Genomic DNA, 15,570 nt, shown 5'->3' with positions numbered 1-15,570 from the left:
ATGTCTGAAACCGTGAAGATGCCGGCTCTCGGCGAATCTGTCACCGAGGGCACCGTCACCCGCTGGCTCAAGGCCGTGGGCGACACCGTCGAGGTCGACGAGCCGCTGCTGGAGGTCTCGACCGACAAGGTCGACACCGAGATCCCCTCGCCCGTCGCGGGCACCATCGAGAAGATCCTGGTCGAGGAGGACGAGGACGCCGAGGTCGGCACCGATCTCGTCGTCATCGGCGACGGCTCCGGCTCCGAGAGCGCGGGGTCCGACGACTCCGGCGCTGCAGCTGAGTCCGCGGAGGAGGCACCCGCCGAAACCGAGGATCTCGCCTCCGACGAGACCGTCGCACCCTCCACCGACGAGGAGGCTCCGGCCGGCGAGTCCGAGAAGCCTGCCGAGGCCTCCGGCGATGCCGATTCCGGCACCTCCGGCGGCGCCGCCTCCGGTGAGGAGGTGACGATGCCCGCGCTCGGCGAGTCCGTCACCGAGGGCACCGTCACCCGTTGGCTCAAGGAGGTCGGCGACACCGTCGAGATCGACGAGCCGCTGCTGGAGGTCTCGACCGACAAGGTCGACACCGAGATCCCCTCCCCCGTGGCGGGCACCCTGCTCGAGATCAAGGTCCAGGAGGACGAGGACGCCGAGGTCGGCGCCGTGCTGGCCGTGGTCGGCTCGGGGGATGCGGCCTCCGCCCCCGCAGAGGAGCCCTCCGCCCCGGCACCGAAGGCCGAGGAGAAGAAGCCCGAGGCGCCGAAGGCTGAGGAGAAGCCTGCCGAGGCCCCCAAGGCTGAGGCTCCCAAGGCTGCAGAGAAGCCGGCCGAGGCTCCCAAGGCAGAGGCACCGAAGGCCCAAGCTCCTGCCGCTGCCGCCCCGAAGGCCTCCGATGCCGTCTCCGGTGCGGAGTCCTCCGGCTATGTCACCCCGCTGGTGCGGAAGATGGCGGCCGAGGCCGGCGTCGACCTGTCCGGCGTCAAGGGCTCCGGCCTGGGCGGGCGCATCCGCAAGCAGGATGTCCAGCAGGCGATCGACGCGCAGAAGTCCGCCGCGTCGGCACCTGCTGCCGCCGCAGCGCCCGCAGCCGCCAAGGCAGCACCCAAGGTCGAGATCTCCTCGAAGCGTGGCACCGAGGAGAAGATGCCGCGCATCCGCAAGGTCATCGGCCAGCGGATGACGGAGTCGCTGCATGGGATGGCCCAGCTGACCACCGCGGTCGAGGTCGACCTGACCCGTGTCGCGAAGCTGCGCGCCCAGGCCAAGGAGGACTTCGCCGCTCGTGAGGGTGCGAAGCTCACCTTCCTCCCGTTCCTGATGTTGGCAGCGGTGGAGGGTCTGAAGACCTACCCGCAGCTGAACTCCACCATCGATGGCGACAAGATCATCTACCACGGCTCCGAGAACATCGGCATGGCTGCGGACACCGAGCGCGGTCTCGTGGTTCCCGTGATCCGCAACGCCGGTGATCTGAACCTGGCGGGCCTGGCTCGTCAGATCGGTGATCTGGGTGGCCGCGCCAAGGGCAACAAGCTGGTTCCGGATGATCTCGCCGGTGCTACGTTCACCATCACCAACACCGGCTCCGGCGGTGCGCTGTGGGATACCCCCATCGTCCCCGCACCGCAGGTCGGCATCCTGGGCACCGGCACCATCACCAAGCGTCCGGCGGTCGTGCAGAACGCCGAGGGCGATGACTCCATCGCCATCCGCTCGATGATGTACCTGTTCCTCTCCTACGACCACCGCATGGTCGACGGCGGCGACGCCGCCCGCTTCCTCACCTTCATGAAGAAGCGCCTCGAAGAGGGCGCCTTCGAGGCGGAACTGGGATTGTGAGCCGCTGAGCACATGAGATCCTCCGCCGCTTCGGCGTGAGGCAGCTCGTGCGCTGAACGGCGAGGGGCCCCGACATCTGTTCGCTGATGTCGGGGCCTTTCGCTGTCCGTGGCCGTTCAGCTCGCTCCGTCGCTGTCCGTGGCCGTTCAGCTCGCTCCGTCGCCGTCCGCCGCCGGCGTCACCACATCCGCCGTCTCGATCAGCCATCGCTCACCGTCCCAGCGGAGGGTGAGCCGGACTTCCTGCGGCACGGTGGCGGGGATGTCAGTGAGTGTGCCGGCCTGGTCCTCCAGCTGATGCTCGGTGGTCGAGGTCACCGCGCGCAGCACTGCTGTGTCTTCCCCATCCGGTCCTTCGAGCAGCTCCGCCTCATGGACCACCGGCCCACCGCCATGCACCTGATAGGACCGGTAGGCGAGGCGGGTCTGTTCGTCGGCCGTGAACGCCTCGCTGCCCGGAACTGCTGCCGGTTGCTCGGACACTCCGGTCACGTAGGCATGCCGGGCGCCGGCGACGTCCGCGACGAGCACCCAGGGGTCCTCGATCTGGGGCACCTCGCGGGAGGAGGCTGAGGTCTGGGCCAGCGGCTGTTCATGGTCGGGCGCCTGCGCGGGACGCTCGCTGGCCCACCAGGCACCTACTGCGGCGGTAGACCCCAGCAGCAGGACGACCAGAGCGCTCCCTACAGCAACCCGCCTCAGCGGTGGCTGGCCCAGGACCTGACGGATCGCTGAGAGTCCCCGGCTCCAAACACCGGCCGGTACTGCAGAGGGGAGCAGAGCGGGGTGTTCGTGCGCGTGCTCCGTTGCTCGCTCTGCCTCCTTCCGGCGCCGGATCCTGCGCGGTGAGGGCAGCGCAGGCCCTGCCTGCTTCTCCTCCCGATGGCCTTCCGCAGGCTCCACCCCTCCGACCTCCGGCTCCTGCTCTGCCTCCGCCGGGGCTGCTCGCTCGCGCTCCTCGGCGGCAGGTTCGGGTTCACGCAGAGAACTTTCCCGCACGGGCCAGGAGGGGGCGACCTGATCGATGCGCCGGCGGAGGGTGCGTTCCTGGTCCTCGAGCACCGAATCGACCCAGCGGCGGTCTCCCTGCCGTGCGGAGAGCGTCTCTCCGCGCTGCAGCCCATCCAGGTCGAGGGCGACCACGCTCCCGTCGGCGCGAACGCCGAGCCCCAGCCCCGGCTCTGCTCCCAGCACCCAGCCCCGCTGGTGGAGGGCTTCGATCAGGTCATCGAGATCGTCCCGGGCACGGGCCAGGGCCAGACGTTCACCCGTGGGCGGGGCACCGCCCTCGGCGGCCCGCCGGCCAGAACGATGATGCAGGGGCGGTGCGGCCTCCCGCAGGTATCCGTCCTCCTCGATCTCGAGCACGCCGGGGGCCGCCGAAATTCCCGCGACCTCGAGCGCTGCCAGCAGCTGGAGCTCCTCGCGGATGCGGCGGCGAGAATCGGGATCCAGTCCTTCGACCTCCACCCGGAGCCCTGTCCCGTCCGTCCCTCGGCGCGTCTCCCGCCGCCCTGTTCCTCCCCGAGCTGAGGCCGCGCCGGGATTGAACCCACCCGGTCCGCGGCGGAAGCTCTCCTCGTCGATCTCGTCCATGACAGCAGTGAACCGCATCCGAGAGGGCTCCCCGCGATTCATCCACAACGCGCAGGTGAGGGGCGGAGTAGCCTATGCCAATGCTCGATGTGATCCGCCTCGGTTTCAGCGAACCCCTCCCTGAGGGAGACCGCCATGAGGAGTTCGGCCTGCCCCCGGGCCCGGTCGAGTACCGCGCCGCCTGGGCACTGCAGCGCCAGCTGCATGCCGAGGTCGTCTCCGGGGAGCGGCCCGATACCCTGCTGCTGCTCGAGCATCAGGCGGTGTACACCGCCGGCAAGCTCACCCAGGATCATGAGCGGCCCCGCGATGGCGCGGAGGTCGTGGACATCGACCGCGGCGGGAAGATCACGTGGCACGGGCCCCAGCAGCTGGTCGGCTACCCGCTGGTGAAGCTGCCGATCCCGATCGATGTGGTCGGTTTCGTGCGTGACCTCGAGCGGACTCTGATCGACGTCTGCACTGCCGTCGGCGTCGCGACCGTCCCCGTCGAGGGTCGCAGCGGCGTCTGGGTCGCACCCGAGGGGGAGGAAGCGCGGAAGGTGTGCGCGATCGGCATGCGGGTCTCGAAGCGTGCCACCATGCACGGATTCGCTCTGAACTGCGCGAATGATCTCTCCTGGGCGGCGAACGTGATCCCCTGCGGCATCGATGATGCCGGGGTCACCAGCCTCAGCCACGAGGCCGGTCGCCGGATCGCCGTCGCTGATGTGGTGGAGATCGCCGCGACGGCGATGACCGAGCTCGTGGCGCACCGCACTTCGCCCCGCGTGGGCTGAGTGTCCCTGGGGCCTGGCCAGGTCGATAGACTCCATGAAACGTCGAGATGAGGAGGCATCAGGGTGACATCAGCCCCCGAAGGCCGGCGCTTGCTGCGCATCGAGGCACGCAATGCCGAAGTTCCGATCGAGCGCAAACCGGAATGGATCAAGACCCGGGCCGTGATGGGCCCGGAGTACACGGCGATGAAGAAGCGCGTGCATGGCCAGGGTCTCCATACAGTCTGTGAGGAAGCTGGCTGTCCGAACATCTTCGAGTGCTGGGAGGATCGCGAGGCGACCTTCCTCATCGGCGGTGACACCTGCACGCGGCGCTGCGACTTCTGCAATATCGCCACCGGCAAGCCGATGGCCGTCGATCCGATGGAGCCCTTCAAGGTGGCCCAGTCGGTCAAGGAGATGGGCCTGCGCTACTCGACCATCACGGGCGTGGCTCGTGATGATCTCGAGGATGGCGCAGCCGGCCTGTTCGCCCGCACCTGCGAGCAGATCCATGCGATGAACCCGGGCACCGGGGTCGAGCTGCTGATCGATGACATCAAGGGCAATGGCCAGCATCTGAAGCAGGTCTTCCAAGCGAAACCCGAGGTGTTCGCCCATAACCTCGAGACGGTCCCGCGGATCTTCAAGCAGATCCGCCCCGCCTTCCGGTACGAACGCTCGCTCGACGTGATCTCGATGGGCAAGGACGCCGGCATGATCACCAAGTCCAACCTCATCCTCGGCATGGGTGAGACCGATGAGGAGATCCTGGAATCGTTGCAGCGCCTGCGCGACGCCGGCTGCGACATCATCACCATCACCCAGTACATGCGCCCCTCCAAGCTGCACCATCCGATCGACCGCTGGGTCAAGCCCCAACAGTTCGTCGCGCTGTCCGTGGCCGCCGAGGAGATGGGCTTCCTCGCAGTGATGGCCGGGCCGATGGTCCGATCCTCCTACCGCGCCGGCAAGCTCTGGGCGCAGTCGATGCGGAAGCTCGGCCGCGAGATCCCTGAGAACCTTCGCCATCTCGATTCGAACCAGCCCGCCCGTCAGGAAGCTGCGAGCGTCGTCGCCCGCAGCCAGCAGGCCGCCGCGAGCTGACGCCCGCCCGGCCCCGAGAGGACCCACCCCCTATGGCTCGCACGTCCGAGACCAAGCCCGAGAAGGGCTCGAAGAAGAAACAGAAGCTGAACGCCGACGGCTCCAAGAAGCAGGGTCGGATCAAGCAGATCATCGAGGTGTACAAGTACACCCAGGAGACCGACCGCACCACCTTGCCGTGGATGCTCGGCGCGATCCTCGCTGCGATCGCCCTCGGCGTCCTGGTGAGCTGGCTGGTGCTGAACAGCCCCTGGTACGGCATCTTCATGGGTCTGGCGATCGGTGTGCTGATCGCGATGATGATCCTGGCCCGCAAGGCCGAGCGTGCCGCCTTCGGGCGCATCAAGGGTCAGCCCGGTGCGGCGCTCGCGGCGATGCAGTCGATCCGCCGCGGCTGGAACGTCGACGAGGAGCCGGTCCAGATCGACCCTCGCAGCCAGAAGATGCTCTTCCGCGCCTCCGGTCGGGCAGGCATCGCGGTGGTCGCGGAGGACTCCACCTCGACCTCGATGAAGCTGCTCGAGAAGGAGCGTCGCAGCATCCGCCGCGTGCTCCAGCACGACAACGTCCCGGTCCATCAGATCGTGGTCGGCGACGGAGACGGCGAGGTCCCGCTGCACAAGCTGCCCAGCCATATGCAGCGGATGAAGAAGCAGCTCACGAAGGACGAGGCCGCCCAGGTGACGAAGCGGCTGAACGCTCTGCGTCGGTCGTTGCGGCAGTCGATCCCCAAGGGCGTCGACCCGATGCGCGCCCGCCCGAACCGCAAGGCGATGAAGGGCCGCTGAGCCCCGTTCGCCGCTGGAGAAGCCCCCGTCTGCACATCGTTCAGGCGGGGGCTTCCTCGTGCCCGCTCGGCGCGGGTGCCCGCAGAGCCCGAGGCCGTCCGGCGTGCCTGCGCGCGAGAACCAGGGCCGTCACCGTTTCGTGACCTCCGTGACCGTTTCGTGACAATCGACATCGTCGCAGGTCAGCAGTGCAAGATGGGCGAGGTGCACGAGGCGGAGAAGGGCGCATGCGGCGCCGCTGCGACGCCACGAGGGGTGGATCCAGAGGCTCAGACGGTGATGACAGCCGTGCCCGCGGCCACGTCATGCAAGGGCTGCGCATCCTTGTTCCAGACCACCGCCGGAAGCAGCAGCAGGATCATCACCGTGCGCACGATGGACCGCAGCAGCATCGGGCTGCGCCCGCGCACGGGTCGCACTCGCAGCTTCAGCACGAACTGCCCCACGGTCGCTCCGAAAAGCGTCAGGAACAGCACGTTCATCACCACGAAGAGCACCAGGTTCGCCAGCGCATCACCGTCGAACACGAGCGCCGAGGCCAGCATGCACAGTCCCCAGTCGATCACCATCGAGAGCGGCCGGCGCCAGAACGGCGCGACGGAACCGGGTCCCTCAGCGGGCAGCCCGATGGAGGAGCCCTTGACGTAGCCGGTCTCGTGGGGGGCGCCTTCGAGCCAGGCACCGAGGTCCTTGCGTTCGATCACGAGCATGACCATAGTGCGCCGGTCTGGGAGTGGCATTTCCCGGAGTGCTGCGCGCCACAGCATTAGGATTGGGCTCACCCGAGCTCGGGTCCCTTGCGGATCGTACGAGCTCACCAGGTGACGCCCATCGGGGTCAGACAGCACAACACGCGCCCAGAGCGCGGATGGAGGGCATGTGTTCAACAATCCCAGCGAGGTCGTGAAGTACATCGAGGAAGAGGGTGTCGAGTTCATCGACATCCGGTTCTGCGATCTTCCCGGCGTCATGCAGCACTTCAACATCCCGGCGAGCACCTTCGACGAGGAGGCCATCGCGACCGGCCAGCTCTTCGACGGCTCGTCAATCCGCGGGTTCCAGGCGATCCACGAGTCGGACATGAAGCTCGTCCCGGATCTGGAGACCGCGTATCTCGATCCGTTCCGCGATCGCAAGACCCTCATCATCAACTTCTCGATCGTGGATCCGTTCACGGATGAGCCGTACTCCCGCGATCCGCGCACCGTGGCGTCGAAGGCCGAGGAGTACCTGAAGTCGACCGGCATCGCAGACACCGCGCTGTTCGCCGCGGAGGCCGAGTTCTACATCTTTGATGACGTGCGTTTCAAGACCACGGTCAATTCCGGCTTCTACAGCATCGATTCCGATGAGGCGGTGTGGAACACCGACCGCGACGAGTCCGAGTTCGGCGGCAACCAGGGCTACAAGACGCGCCTGAAGGGCGGCTACTTCCCGGTCCCGCCGAACGACCAGATGGCGGATCTGCGCGACGAGATCTGCGCTGTGCTGGAGGAGACCGGTCTGCAGGTCGAGCGTGCTCACCACGAGGTCGGCACCGCGGGCCAGCAGGAGATCAACTACCGCTTCAACACTCTGCTGCAGGCGGCGGATGACGTCATGAAGTTCAAGTACGTCGTGAAGAACTGCGTGTGGGACGCCGGCAAGACGGCGACCTTCATGCCCAAACCCCTGTTCGGTGACAACGGCTCCGGGATGCACACCCACCAGTCGCTGTGGAAGGACGGCGAGCCGCTGTTCTACGACGAGCGCGGCTACGGCGGTCTCTCAGACCTCGCGCGCTGGTACATCGGCGGGATCATCGAGCACTCCCCCTCGCTGACGGCTTTCACCAACCCCACGGTGAACTCCTTCAAGCGCCTGGTGCCCGGCTACGAGGCCCCGGTGAACATGGTCTATTCGGCCCGCAACCGCTCCGCCGCGATCCGCATCCCGGTCACCGGCGCCTCGGCGAAGGCGAAGCGTGTCGAGTTCCGTGCACCGGACCCCTCGGCCAACCCGTACCTGGCCTTCGCGGCGCAGCTGATGGCCGGCATCGACGGCATCCGCAACCGCATCGAGCCGCCCGAGCCGATCGACAAGGATCTGTACGAGCTGCCCCCCGAGGAGCACAAGCAGATCAAGCAGCTGCCCGAGTCCCTCGGCGAAGCCCTGGATGCTCTCGAGCTCGATCACGACTACCTCACCGAGGGTGACGTCTTCCCGGCGGACCTCATCTCGACCTGGATCGAGCTCAAGCGCACCACGGAGATCGATCCGTTCCGCTACCGCCCGCACCCGCACGAGTTCGAGCTGTACTACGACATCTGAGTTTCAGCTCCCTCGAAAGAGGCCCCCGATGTGCATCACTGCAGATCGGGGGCCTTTTCTTGAGCTTCCGTGAGCGCTGACAGATTCTCCCGCGCCGTTCAGGGCAGGTGGTCCATCGCCTCGCAGGGGCTGGAGCCGGGCTGGGAGCGGTGGATCTCCATGGCGAGGCGGCCGACGAGGGCGATCAGATCGTCGGATTCTGAGTCATCGAGCGCCACCAGCAGTTGCTTCTCGGCCGCGGTGACCCGCTCTTCGTATCGGGCCAGCACGGCGCGGCCCTGGCTGGTGGGAACGATCTTGCGTGCCCTGCGGTCCGTGGGCGCCGGGACGCGTTCGACGACTCCGGCGTCGACCAGATCGTCGAGCAAGTAGGTCAGCACCGTCCGGTCGATGACCAGATGCGTGCCGAGCGCCTGCTGATTGGGTGGATCTCGATGCGCGACGGTCGAGAGCACCTGGAAGCCGCGCACGCCGGAGGGCATCCCTTCAACGGCCTCCTCGAGGAGCGTCTGGTAGCCGCGGAGCACCATGCCCAGCTGCCATCCCAGCTCTCCCGGCGGGGCGACAGATGCACCGCTCTCTGCCGGTGTGCTGGTGTCGTTCATGCCGTCGATGATACCTGTCGATGATCGCTCCACCAGATCATCTGTCAGTCATATAGTCTGCTCAGCAACCTATATGTTGCGGTGTGCGGCGGTGCAGAGGTGCAGCCCGGCCACTCGCTCCTGACACCTGGAGAGACCATGGAAATCGGCGCCTACAGCTTCGGCGACACCCCTTTCGACAGCACCAACCAGCAGAAAGACACTGCGACCGCGACCCGCAATCTGCATGAGGCGATCCTGCACGCCGATGCCGCAGGCCTGGACTACTTCGGCGTCGGCGAGCACCACACGATGAGCATGCCCGCCTCCTCCCCCGGCACCGTGATCGCGGCTGCCGCCGCGGCCACCTCACAGATCATCCTGGGCAGCGCGGCCAGCATCATCGGCACCGACGACCCTGTGCGCATCTTCCAGCAGTTCGCGATCGCCGACGCGATCTCTGGCGGCGGGCGCATCGAGATCACCGCCGGTCGCGGCTCCTCCGTGGAGACCTTCCCCCTGTTCGGCCACGACCTGAACGACTACGACGAGCTCTACGCGAACAAGCTCGACCTGCTGATGACCCTGAACAACAGCCGCGAGGGGATCGTCACCTGGAAGGGTGAGCGACGACCAGACATCCCGGGCCTCGCGGTCGTACCGCGGCCCGCCTCCGGGAAGCTCCCGATCTGGCTCGCCACCGGCGGCAACCCCGGCTCCTCGGCCCGCGCCGGACAGCTCGGACTGCCGATCTCCTACGGGATCATCGGCGGCGCGCCCGAACGCTTCGCTCCGCTGGCCGAGCTGTACCGGCGCTCCGCTGCCGCGGCGGGCCACGCCGGGGCTGACATCAAGGTGTCCGTCGCCGCACTCGGACTGGTCGCCCCCACCAAGGACGAGGCACTCGAGCGGATGTATCAGGGCTGGTACAACCTGAATGTGGAGATGGGTCGGCTGCGCGGCTGGCCCGAGCCCGACCGGAACACCTACCTGGTCCAGGCCGAGGCTCCCGGCGCCTACTACGTCGGCGATCCGGACGAGGTCGCCGAGCGGATCGTGCACCTGCACGGATTCATGGGCCACACCCGCCACTTCCTCCAGATGGACATCGGCGGACTCGCCCAGGAGCACTTCTTGGAGTCACTCACCCTGCTGGCCAGCGAGGTGAAGCCCCGCGTTCAGCGGCTGCTCGCACGACAGCGCTGAGTCCTCCGGCCACGGCGGATCCGCGGCGGTCTCCTCGATGCTCACCGCGGCGTGCGCATGCTCTCCTGGACCCGACTGGCCTCAACGGCCCGGATGAGGTGAAATAGGGGCATGAGCAGTATCGAGATCACCGTCATCGACCGCGAAGGCGTCGAAACCCCCGGCGTCGATTGGGAGGACGACGAGTCCCTCATGGAGTGCCTGGTCCGCAACAGCTTCCCGATCCTCGCGATCTGTGGTGGCAATGCGTCCTGTTCCACCTGCCACTCCTTCCTCGACCAGGTCTCCTTCGTGACCGCGGGCGAGATCGATGAGGACGAGGCCGACGTGCTGGACAGCCTGAACGACTCGGAGCGCGAGCCCACCTCCCGGCTGACCTGCCAGATCGCCTGGGACACGGACCTCGCCGGCGCCGTGGTGCGGATAGGCCCGTTCTGATCCACGCTCGGCCTTGAGTCACCGCCGGCTCTGAATCACCGCCGGCACTGACCCACCGTCGGTGCCGGGCGCGGAATGTGCCCGGTCCGACCCTCGGACCTCAGCTCTCCGGATCGTCCCCGAACACCCGTACCTCTTGGGCGCAGCGGCAGGCCACGGCGAGCCGGCGAGCCCAGTCCAGCGCCTCCTCGCGAGTGGCGAGGTCGAGCACGGCGTAGCCGCCCTCGATATGGCGGGTCTCGGCGTAGGTGCTCTCGAGCACGGTGCCGGTGCCGTCGACCATCACCGGCGGCACGCTCTCGTCGATCCCGCCACCGAATACCCACACGCCGGCCGTCTTCGCCTCACGCACCACAGCGTGGGAGGCGTCCGCGACCGCCTCCAGCTCCGGTCCTCGCACGGTCATCGCACTGCTGGGGAAGGAGATCAGGTACTTCGACATCGGGCCCGCCTTTCGTCGGCCGCGGGGCGTTCATCCCGCGGGGCACTCTCTCCGCGCAGTCCTGCCTGCGTGCTGGAAGTCTCCTCCCTGGACGCAGCCGTCGCTAGCCCGCCGCGAGATCCCGTCGTCGCAGGGCCAGCAGCCCGGCCACCCCGAGCACGGCAGCCAGCCCGCCCATCACCAGCAGCGGCAACCCCTCGAATTCCACCGATGGCAGCAGCGGGACGTGGTTCAGCGGGGAGAGGTCCTTCACCCAGTCCGGCAGCCCCAGCATGTCGCCGAGGAAGGTGACCAGGGCAGTGAAGATGACGAGCAGCCACGCGAGCCCTGTGGCGCGCAGATGCAGTCCGTAGGTGGCCAGTGCGAAGGCGCCGAAGAGCGCGATCGCGGGCAGGTACGCGAGGGCGGCGAGAGTCATCTCCCCGATCCATGAGGCGTCATCGGTGGCTGCCCACACACCGATCCCTACCCCGAGCCCGAGCAGCACCTGCATGAGGGCGACCTCGAGCAGCACCACCAGGGACCACGTCGCCGCCAGGTGCACGCGTGAGGTGCCGGCCACCAGCACCCCGGCCAGTCGTCCGGCGATCTCCTCGGTGCGCATCCGGAGCACCCCGGAGACGATCAGGGCGACCGGCCCGATGGCGAGCATCATCAGCACGAAGGCGGAGAACGAGCCGGTGAGGTCGTCCACGGAGATCGGGGCGAATTCCTGGATCGTCGGCATCTGCTCGACGAGGTCCGTGAGCGAGGAGGCCAGCGAGCCGAAGGCGAGGGCGAACAGGAACAGTCCGATGCCCCAGGCGAGCATCGACCCGGTCACCAGGCGCCGAGCGAGACCGCCAGGAGCCAGCAGCGCGGGCGAGGCGCGGCGCGGCCCCGCAGAGGCGGCGCGCAGCCCGGCTCCCACATCCCGGCGCCGGGACAGGGCCCCGGCGAGCACCAGCAGGACGACCACCGCGGCGAGGGAGACCAGCAGCGGCCACCAGCGCAGGTCCACGAACACACGGGTCTGCTGGGCCCAGGCGAGTGGTGAGAACCAGGAGAGCCAGGAGCCCTGTCGGTCGATCACGTCCCCGATGCCGCGCACCATGAAGGCCAGAGCCAACAGTCCCAGCGCCATCCCGGAGGCAGTGCCGGCATGCTCGGTCAGCTGGGCGACCACGGCGGTGATCGCAGCGAAGACCATGGCCGTCAGTGCGGTTCCGAGGCCGAGCGCGAGTGACCCTGGGAGCTCTCCGCCCACCCAGAGGGTGCCGAGAGTGATCGCCGCACCGAGGGCGAGGTTCGCGAGCGTGACGATGATCAGTGCCGCGGCAGCGGGTGCGAGCCGTCCCGTGGGCAGCGCCCGAGTCATCTCCAGGCGGCCGGCCTCCTCCTCGCCGCGGGTATGGCGCACGGTGAGCAGCACGCTCATGATCGCGGCGGGGATCAGGATGTAGAGGAACAGCTCATTGGCGACCATCGCCCAGAAGGTGTACTGCCCGGTGGCGAAGTAGGGCCCGGTCATCATCACGGCCGAGGGATTGTCCAGCAGCATCGCTCTCGCATCGAGCGCTCCCTGGTCGGGGTACGCCTCTTTCATCGCGTATACCGAGGCGGGAACGAGCACGAGCATCGCGAGCGTCCAGACGATGATCGTGCGGCGCGAGATCCGTCCGTAGAGCCGGACCAGGGCCCCCAGGCCCGTGAGCGGCGAAGCCTTTGCCGGGTTCGCCCGGTGAGTATGGACGGCAGGGGCGTGGGTGGTGGCGTTCATGATTCCTCCACTCCAGCGGCCTCTCCCGCAAGGTCATCGCCGTAGTGGCGCAGGAAGAGATCCTCGAGGGAGGGCGGGGTGATCGTCAGCCCGGTGACTCCCAGGCGGGTCAGCACCGGCAGCACGTCGTGGAGCGCTGCGTCGTCGACGTCGAAACGGAGCCGCTCTCCGTCGATCGTCAGGTCGTGCACACCGTCCATGGTGGTGAGCGGGGCGGGATCCGCATTCGAGGTGGCGGCGACGGTCGAGCGGGTCAGGTGCCGCAGCTGGGCGAGGGTCCCGGATTCGACGTCCTTGCCGGCGCGGATGATCGTCACCGTGTCGCAGAGCTTCTCGACCTCGGCGAGGATGTGGCTGGAGAGCAGCACGGTGCGGCCGTCGGCCCGCAGACGCGCGACCTCATCGGTGAAGATCGCCTCCATCAGGGGATCCAGTCCCGAGGTGGGCTCGTCCATGATGTAGAGATCCACGTCCCGCGACAGCGCCGCGACCAGTGAGACTTTCTGCCGGTTGCCCTTGGAGTAGGTACGGGAGCGTTTGGTGGGATCGAGTTCGAAGCGCTCGACGAGCTCTCCCCGGCGGCGCCGGTGGGCGGCGCCCTGCTCACCGCGGGTGAGCACATCGATCGCCTCTCCCCCGGTGAGGTTCGGCCAGAGGTTCGTATCCCCCGGCACATAGGCGAGGCGGTGGTGGATCTGCACGGCATGGGACCACGGGTCCATCCCGAGCACCTCGGCGGTGCCCGAGCTGGCTCTCAGCAGTCCCAGCAGCACGCGGATGGTGGTGGACTTCCCGGCGCCGTTGGGACCGAGGAAGCCGGTCACCTGGCCGCGCGGCACAGTGAGGTCGAAGTCGTCCAGCGCGCGGGTGGAGCCGAAGGTCTTGGTCAGGCCGCGGACCACGATCGCCGCATCGGCGGGAGCCGATGCTGCCGTGGCCGGCTCGGAGGCTGCGGGCTCGGGGCTGGTGGCGGGTGCGGTGGTCATGAGGTGGTCCCTTCGGTCGTCGTCGGTGCCTGCTCGCCGCTTGCTGCCGCGCCGCGATAGGCATCCAGCAGAGTGCTGTCCTGCAGCAGCGGCGTGGTGAAGAGCTCGAGCATGGGGAGGAGCAGGGCGTCGGTGTAGCTGCGGATCCAGGTGGGGAGGTCGGCGAGATCGAGATGATCGCGCTGGGCAGGCAGCTGGAGCAGCAGGGCCCCGAGCGCCATCTCCGTGAGCACCCGGGCGCGCGCCTCGGGGTCACGGCTGGGACTGACCAATCCGGCCTGAACGCCCTGCTCCAAGTAGTCGGCGGCGTCGCGGACGAAGTCCGTGACCAGCTGCTGAGCCAGGGGTCCGCCGGCCTGCAGCCGGCGCAACACATAGCCGATCACCGGGGCGTAGCGCTCGACCTCGGCGAGCTGGGCGAGCATCACGCCGGAGCCGCCGGTGAAGGTCTCGAGCTTGGTCTCATGGGTGACCTCAAGAGCCCGTCGGTCGCAGACCTCGAGGAGATGTTCGCGAGAGCCGTAGTGATGGATGATCAGGCCGGCGCTGACCCCGGCGTCCTGGGCCACAGCTCGCAGCGGCGCACTCAGCCCGTCCACGGCGAAGCGCTGCAGGGCGGCGCGGAGGATGCGTTCCTCGGCGGATGGGGTGAACTCCATCGACGCTCCCTCGACACGATACACAGCACGGTTGAACTGATGTTCAGTAGGCTATACGCGTGTTCAATGCGTGGCAAGGGGAGGTTCGGAGTAGTCCGAAAGGGGGCGCTCAGCCCAGGCTGTCGATCCCGCCCTTGCTGCGCAGCAGCGAGAGCAGCAGGTCCTTGGGGCCGGAGGCCGGCGGGAGCGCGCACTCGTCGGGCTCGAAGGACCAGGCCGCACGGAGCGAGCGGAACACCTCGAACTCCGCATCCCCCGTCTTCAGCGGTACCGCCTGATAGCCGCCGGCCTCGGGCAGATGGATGACGAACGCGCCGGTCAGCTCCGGCATCTCGCGGGTGGTGCCGTCGTCATCCAGCAGCAGCTCGGCGCGGCACACGGCCACGCCCTGCAGGGCGTAGTCCCCGCGCACCTTCTTCGAGGTCTTGATGTCTGCGCTGAGCACGGTGTTGCCAATCTTCACGATCGCATCGGTGGTGCCGGCGTAGCCCACGGTGTGGTTCACGACCGTCTGCTCGATCGCGAGGAACTCCGGCTGATAGTCCTCCAGGAAGCGTCCGTAGCCGTCCAGGCGCACCTCGGCGCGGGCGATCAGGGCGTGGGGATCCTTCTCGTCGGCGAAGCTCCCCTGGGCGGTGCGCATCGCGTCGATGAGCCCTTCGATGTGCGCGGAGTCCGGACGGGTGCCGCTGGTGCCCCAGTCCTCGCAGGCGGTATGCACCAGGGTGCCGAAGTCTGCGGCGGTGCGGGTGTACTCCGGGGCGGCGGCGGCGATGCGCTTCTGTGTGCCCCAGCGGTCACGGGTCACCCGGGAGATCTCGGCGGAGGCCCGCTGCGGGTTCCGATCCAGCCAGGCGTACATGTCCAGTGCCCGTTTGGAGGCCATCGTCGCGTACCAGCCCTGGAGGAAATCCTTCGCCCGTGCGCCGGCGACGGTCGTGATCGAGGGGTACATCAGCGGGCCGTCGGGCTCGAGACGGTACATGCGGCCGCGCGGGGTGTCGGCGCTGAGAGAGGGCGTGGTCATGAGTCCTCGGGAGGTGGGCTGGCATCGCCGGAGCGACGGAGAGGGTGGACGACGACCACCGTACGCCGCCGCCCGGCCGGGCGGGCT

15 protein-coding genes are annotated in these 15,570 nt (G+C 68.1%); 7 read left to right on the top strand and 8 right to left on the bottom strand.

Annotated features, from left to right (window positions below; all coding sequences use genetic code 11):
- Positions 1 to 1,824: a 2-oxoglutarate dehydrogenase, E2 component, dihydrolipoamide succinyltransferase gene (gene sucB / locus ABD893_RS11355; protein ID WP_345079910.1), complete on the top strand. Its 1,824-nt coding sequence runs from the start codon at positions 1 to 3 to the stop codon at positions 1,822 to 1,824.
- A gap of 146 nt (positions 1,825 to 1,970) precedes the next feature.
- On the opposite strand, the gene ABD893_RS11350 is transcribed toward sucB, so the two are convergent.
- The gene (locus ABD893_RS11350; protein WP_345079907.1) at positions 1,971 to 3,419 is read right to left on the bottom strand and encodes a hypothetical protein; all 1,449 of its coding nucleotides are present in this window, start codon (positions 3,417 to 3,419) and stop codon (positions 1,971 to 1,973) included.
- An 80-nt stretch (positions 3,420 to 3,499) separates the two neighbouring features.
- Between ABD893_RS11350 and lipB the strand changes: the two genes are divergently transcribed.
- The 3 genes from lipB to ABD893_RS11335 all read left to right on the top strand — a co-directional run bounded on the left by lipB (position 3,500) and on the right by ABD893_RS11335 (position 6,072).
- Entirely contained in the window at positions 3,500 to 4,198 is a 699-nt protein-coding gene (lipB, locus tag ABD893_RS11345; protein WP_345079904.1) for a lipoyl(octanoyl) transferase LipB, read from the top strand.
- A gap of 63 nt (positions 4,199 to 4,261) precedes the next feature.
- Complete coding sequence (gene lipA / locus ABD893_RS11340; RefSeq protein ID WP_345079901.1) at positions 4,262 to 5,284, top strand: lipoyl synthase; 1,023 nt, start codon at positions 4,262 to 4,264, stop codon at positions 5,282 to 5,284.
- Positions 5,285 to 5,316: 32 nt separating this feature from the next.
- Positions 5,317 to 6,072 carry a DUF4191 domain-containing protein gene (locus ABD893_RS11335; protein ID WP_345079898.1) on the top strand — a complete coding sequence of 252 codons (756 nt, stop codon included), beginning with the start codon at positions 5,317 to 5,319 and terminating at the stop codon, positions 6,070 to 6,072.
- Between the two features lie 269 nt (positions 6,073 to 6,341).
- Here ABD893_RS11335 and ABD893_RS11330 read toward each other — a convergent pair whose 3' ends face one another.
- Positions 6,342 to 6,782: an RDD family protein gene (locus tag ABD893_RS11330; protein ID WP_345079895.1), complete on the bottom strand. Its 441-nt coding sequence runs from the start codon at positions 6,780 to 6,782 to the stop codon at positions 6,342 to 6,344.
- Positions 6,783 to 6,951: 169 nt separating this feature from the next.
- Here ABD893_RS11330 and glnA point away from each other — a divergent pair, with 169 nt between their 5' ends.
- Positions 6,952 to 8,382: a type I glutamate--ammonia ligase gene (glnA, locus tag ABD893_RS11325; RefSeq protein ID WP_345079892.1), complete on the top strand. Its 1,431-nt coding sequence runs from the start codon at positions 6,952 to 6,954 to the stop codon at positions 8,380 to 8,382.
- Positions 8,383 to 8,480: 98 nt separating this feature from the next.
- On the opposite strand, the gene ABD893_RS11320 is transcribed toward glnA, so the two are convergent.
- Positions 8,481 to 8,987 (bottom strand): MarR family winged helix-turn-helix transcriptional regulator, encoded by a 507-nt coding sequence (locus tag ABD893_RS11320; RefSeq protein ID WP_345079889.1) that lies wholly within the window; start codon positions 8,985 to 8,987, stop codon positions 8,481 to 8,483.
- A 138-nt stretch (positions 8,988 to 9,125) separates the two neighbouring features.
- Here ABD893_RS11320 and ABD893_RS11315 point away from each other — a divergent pair, with 138 nt between their 5' ends.
- Together ABD893_RS11315 and ABD893_RS11310 are read left to right on the top strand one after the other, a co-directional pair.
- Positions 9,126 to 10,172 carry an LLM class flavin-dependent oxidoreductase gene (locus ABD893_RS11315; RefSeq protein WP_345079886.1) on the top strand — a complete coding sequence of 349 codons (1,047 nt, stop codon included), beginning with the start codon at positions 9,126 to 9,128 and terminating at the stop codon, positions 10,170 to 10,172.
- A gap of 111 nt (positions 10,173 to 10,283) precedes the next feature.
- Positions 10,284 to 10,610 carry a 2Fe-2S iron-sulfur cluster-binding protein gene (locus ABD893_RS11310; protein WP_345079883.1) on the top strand — a complete coding sequence of 109 codons (327 nt, stop codon included), beginning with the start codon at positions 10,284 to 10,286 and terminating at the stop codon, positions 10,608 to 10,610.
- A 100-nt stretch (positions 10,611 to 10,710) separates the two neighbouring features.
- On the opposite strand, the gene ABD893_RS11305 is transcribed toward ABD893_RS11310, so the two are convergent.
- The 5 genes from ABD893_RS11305 to ABD893_RS11285 form a co-directional block, all read right to left on the bottom strand.
- Positions 10,711 to 11,052: a YciI family protein gene (locus tag ABD893_RS11305; RefSeq protein WP_345079880.1), complete on the bottom strand. Its 342-nt coding sequence runs from the start codon at positions 11,050 to 11,052 to the stop codon at positions 10,711 to 10,713.
- A gap of 103 nt (positions 11,053 to 11,155) precedes the next feature.
- Positions 11,156 to 12,811, bottom strand: a complete 1,656-nt coding sequence (locus ABD893_RS11300) for an ABC transporter permease (protein ID WP_345079877.1) — start codon at positions 12,809 to 12,811, stop codon at positions 11,156 to 11,158.
- Positions 12,808 to 13,797, bottom strand: coding sequence for an ABC transporter ATP-binding protein (locus ABD893_RS11295; RefSeq protein WP_345079874.1), 990 nt, complete (start codon positions 13,795 to 13,797; stop codon positions 12,808 to 12,810). The genes ABD893_RS11300 and ABD893_RS11295 overlap by 4 nt, the downstream gene beginning before the upstream one ends.
- Entirely contained in the window at positions 13,794 to 14,456 is a 663-nt protein-coding gene (locus tag ABD893_RS11290) for a TetR/AcrR family transcriptional regulator (protein WP_345079871.1), read from the bottom strand. The genes ABD893_RS11295 and ABD893_RS11290 overlap by 4 nt, the downstream gene beginning before the upstream one ends.
- A 109-nt stretch (positions 14,457 to 14,565) precedes the next feature.
- The gene (locus tag ABD893_RS11285) at positions 14,566 to 15,483 is read right to left on the bottom strand and encodes a hypothetical protein (RefSeq protein WP_345079868.1); all 918 of its coding nucleotides are present in this window, start codon (positions 15,481 to 15,483) and stop codon (positions 14,566 to 14,568) included.
- Between the last annotated feature and the right edge of the window lie 87 nt (positions 15,484 to 15,570).

This window comes from Brachybacterium paraconglomeratum (assembly GCF_039541415.1).
In the GTDB taxonomy this organism is placed as follows: Bacteria; Actinomycetota; Actinomycetes; order Actinomycetales; family Dermabacteraceae; genus Brachybacterium; species Brachybacterium paraconglomeratum_A.
Note: the sequence above shows the minus strand (reverse complement) of the source record. Positions and strands in the feature narration are given on the sequence as shown.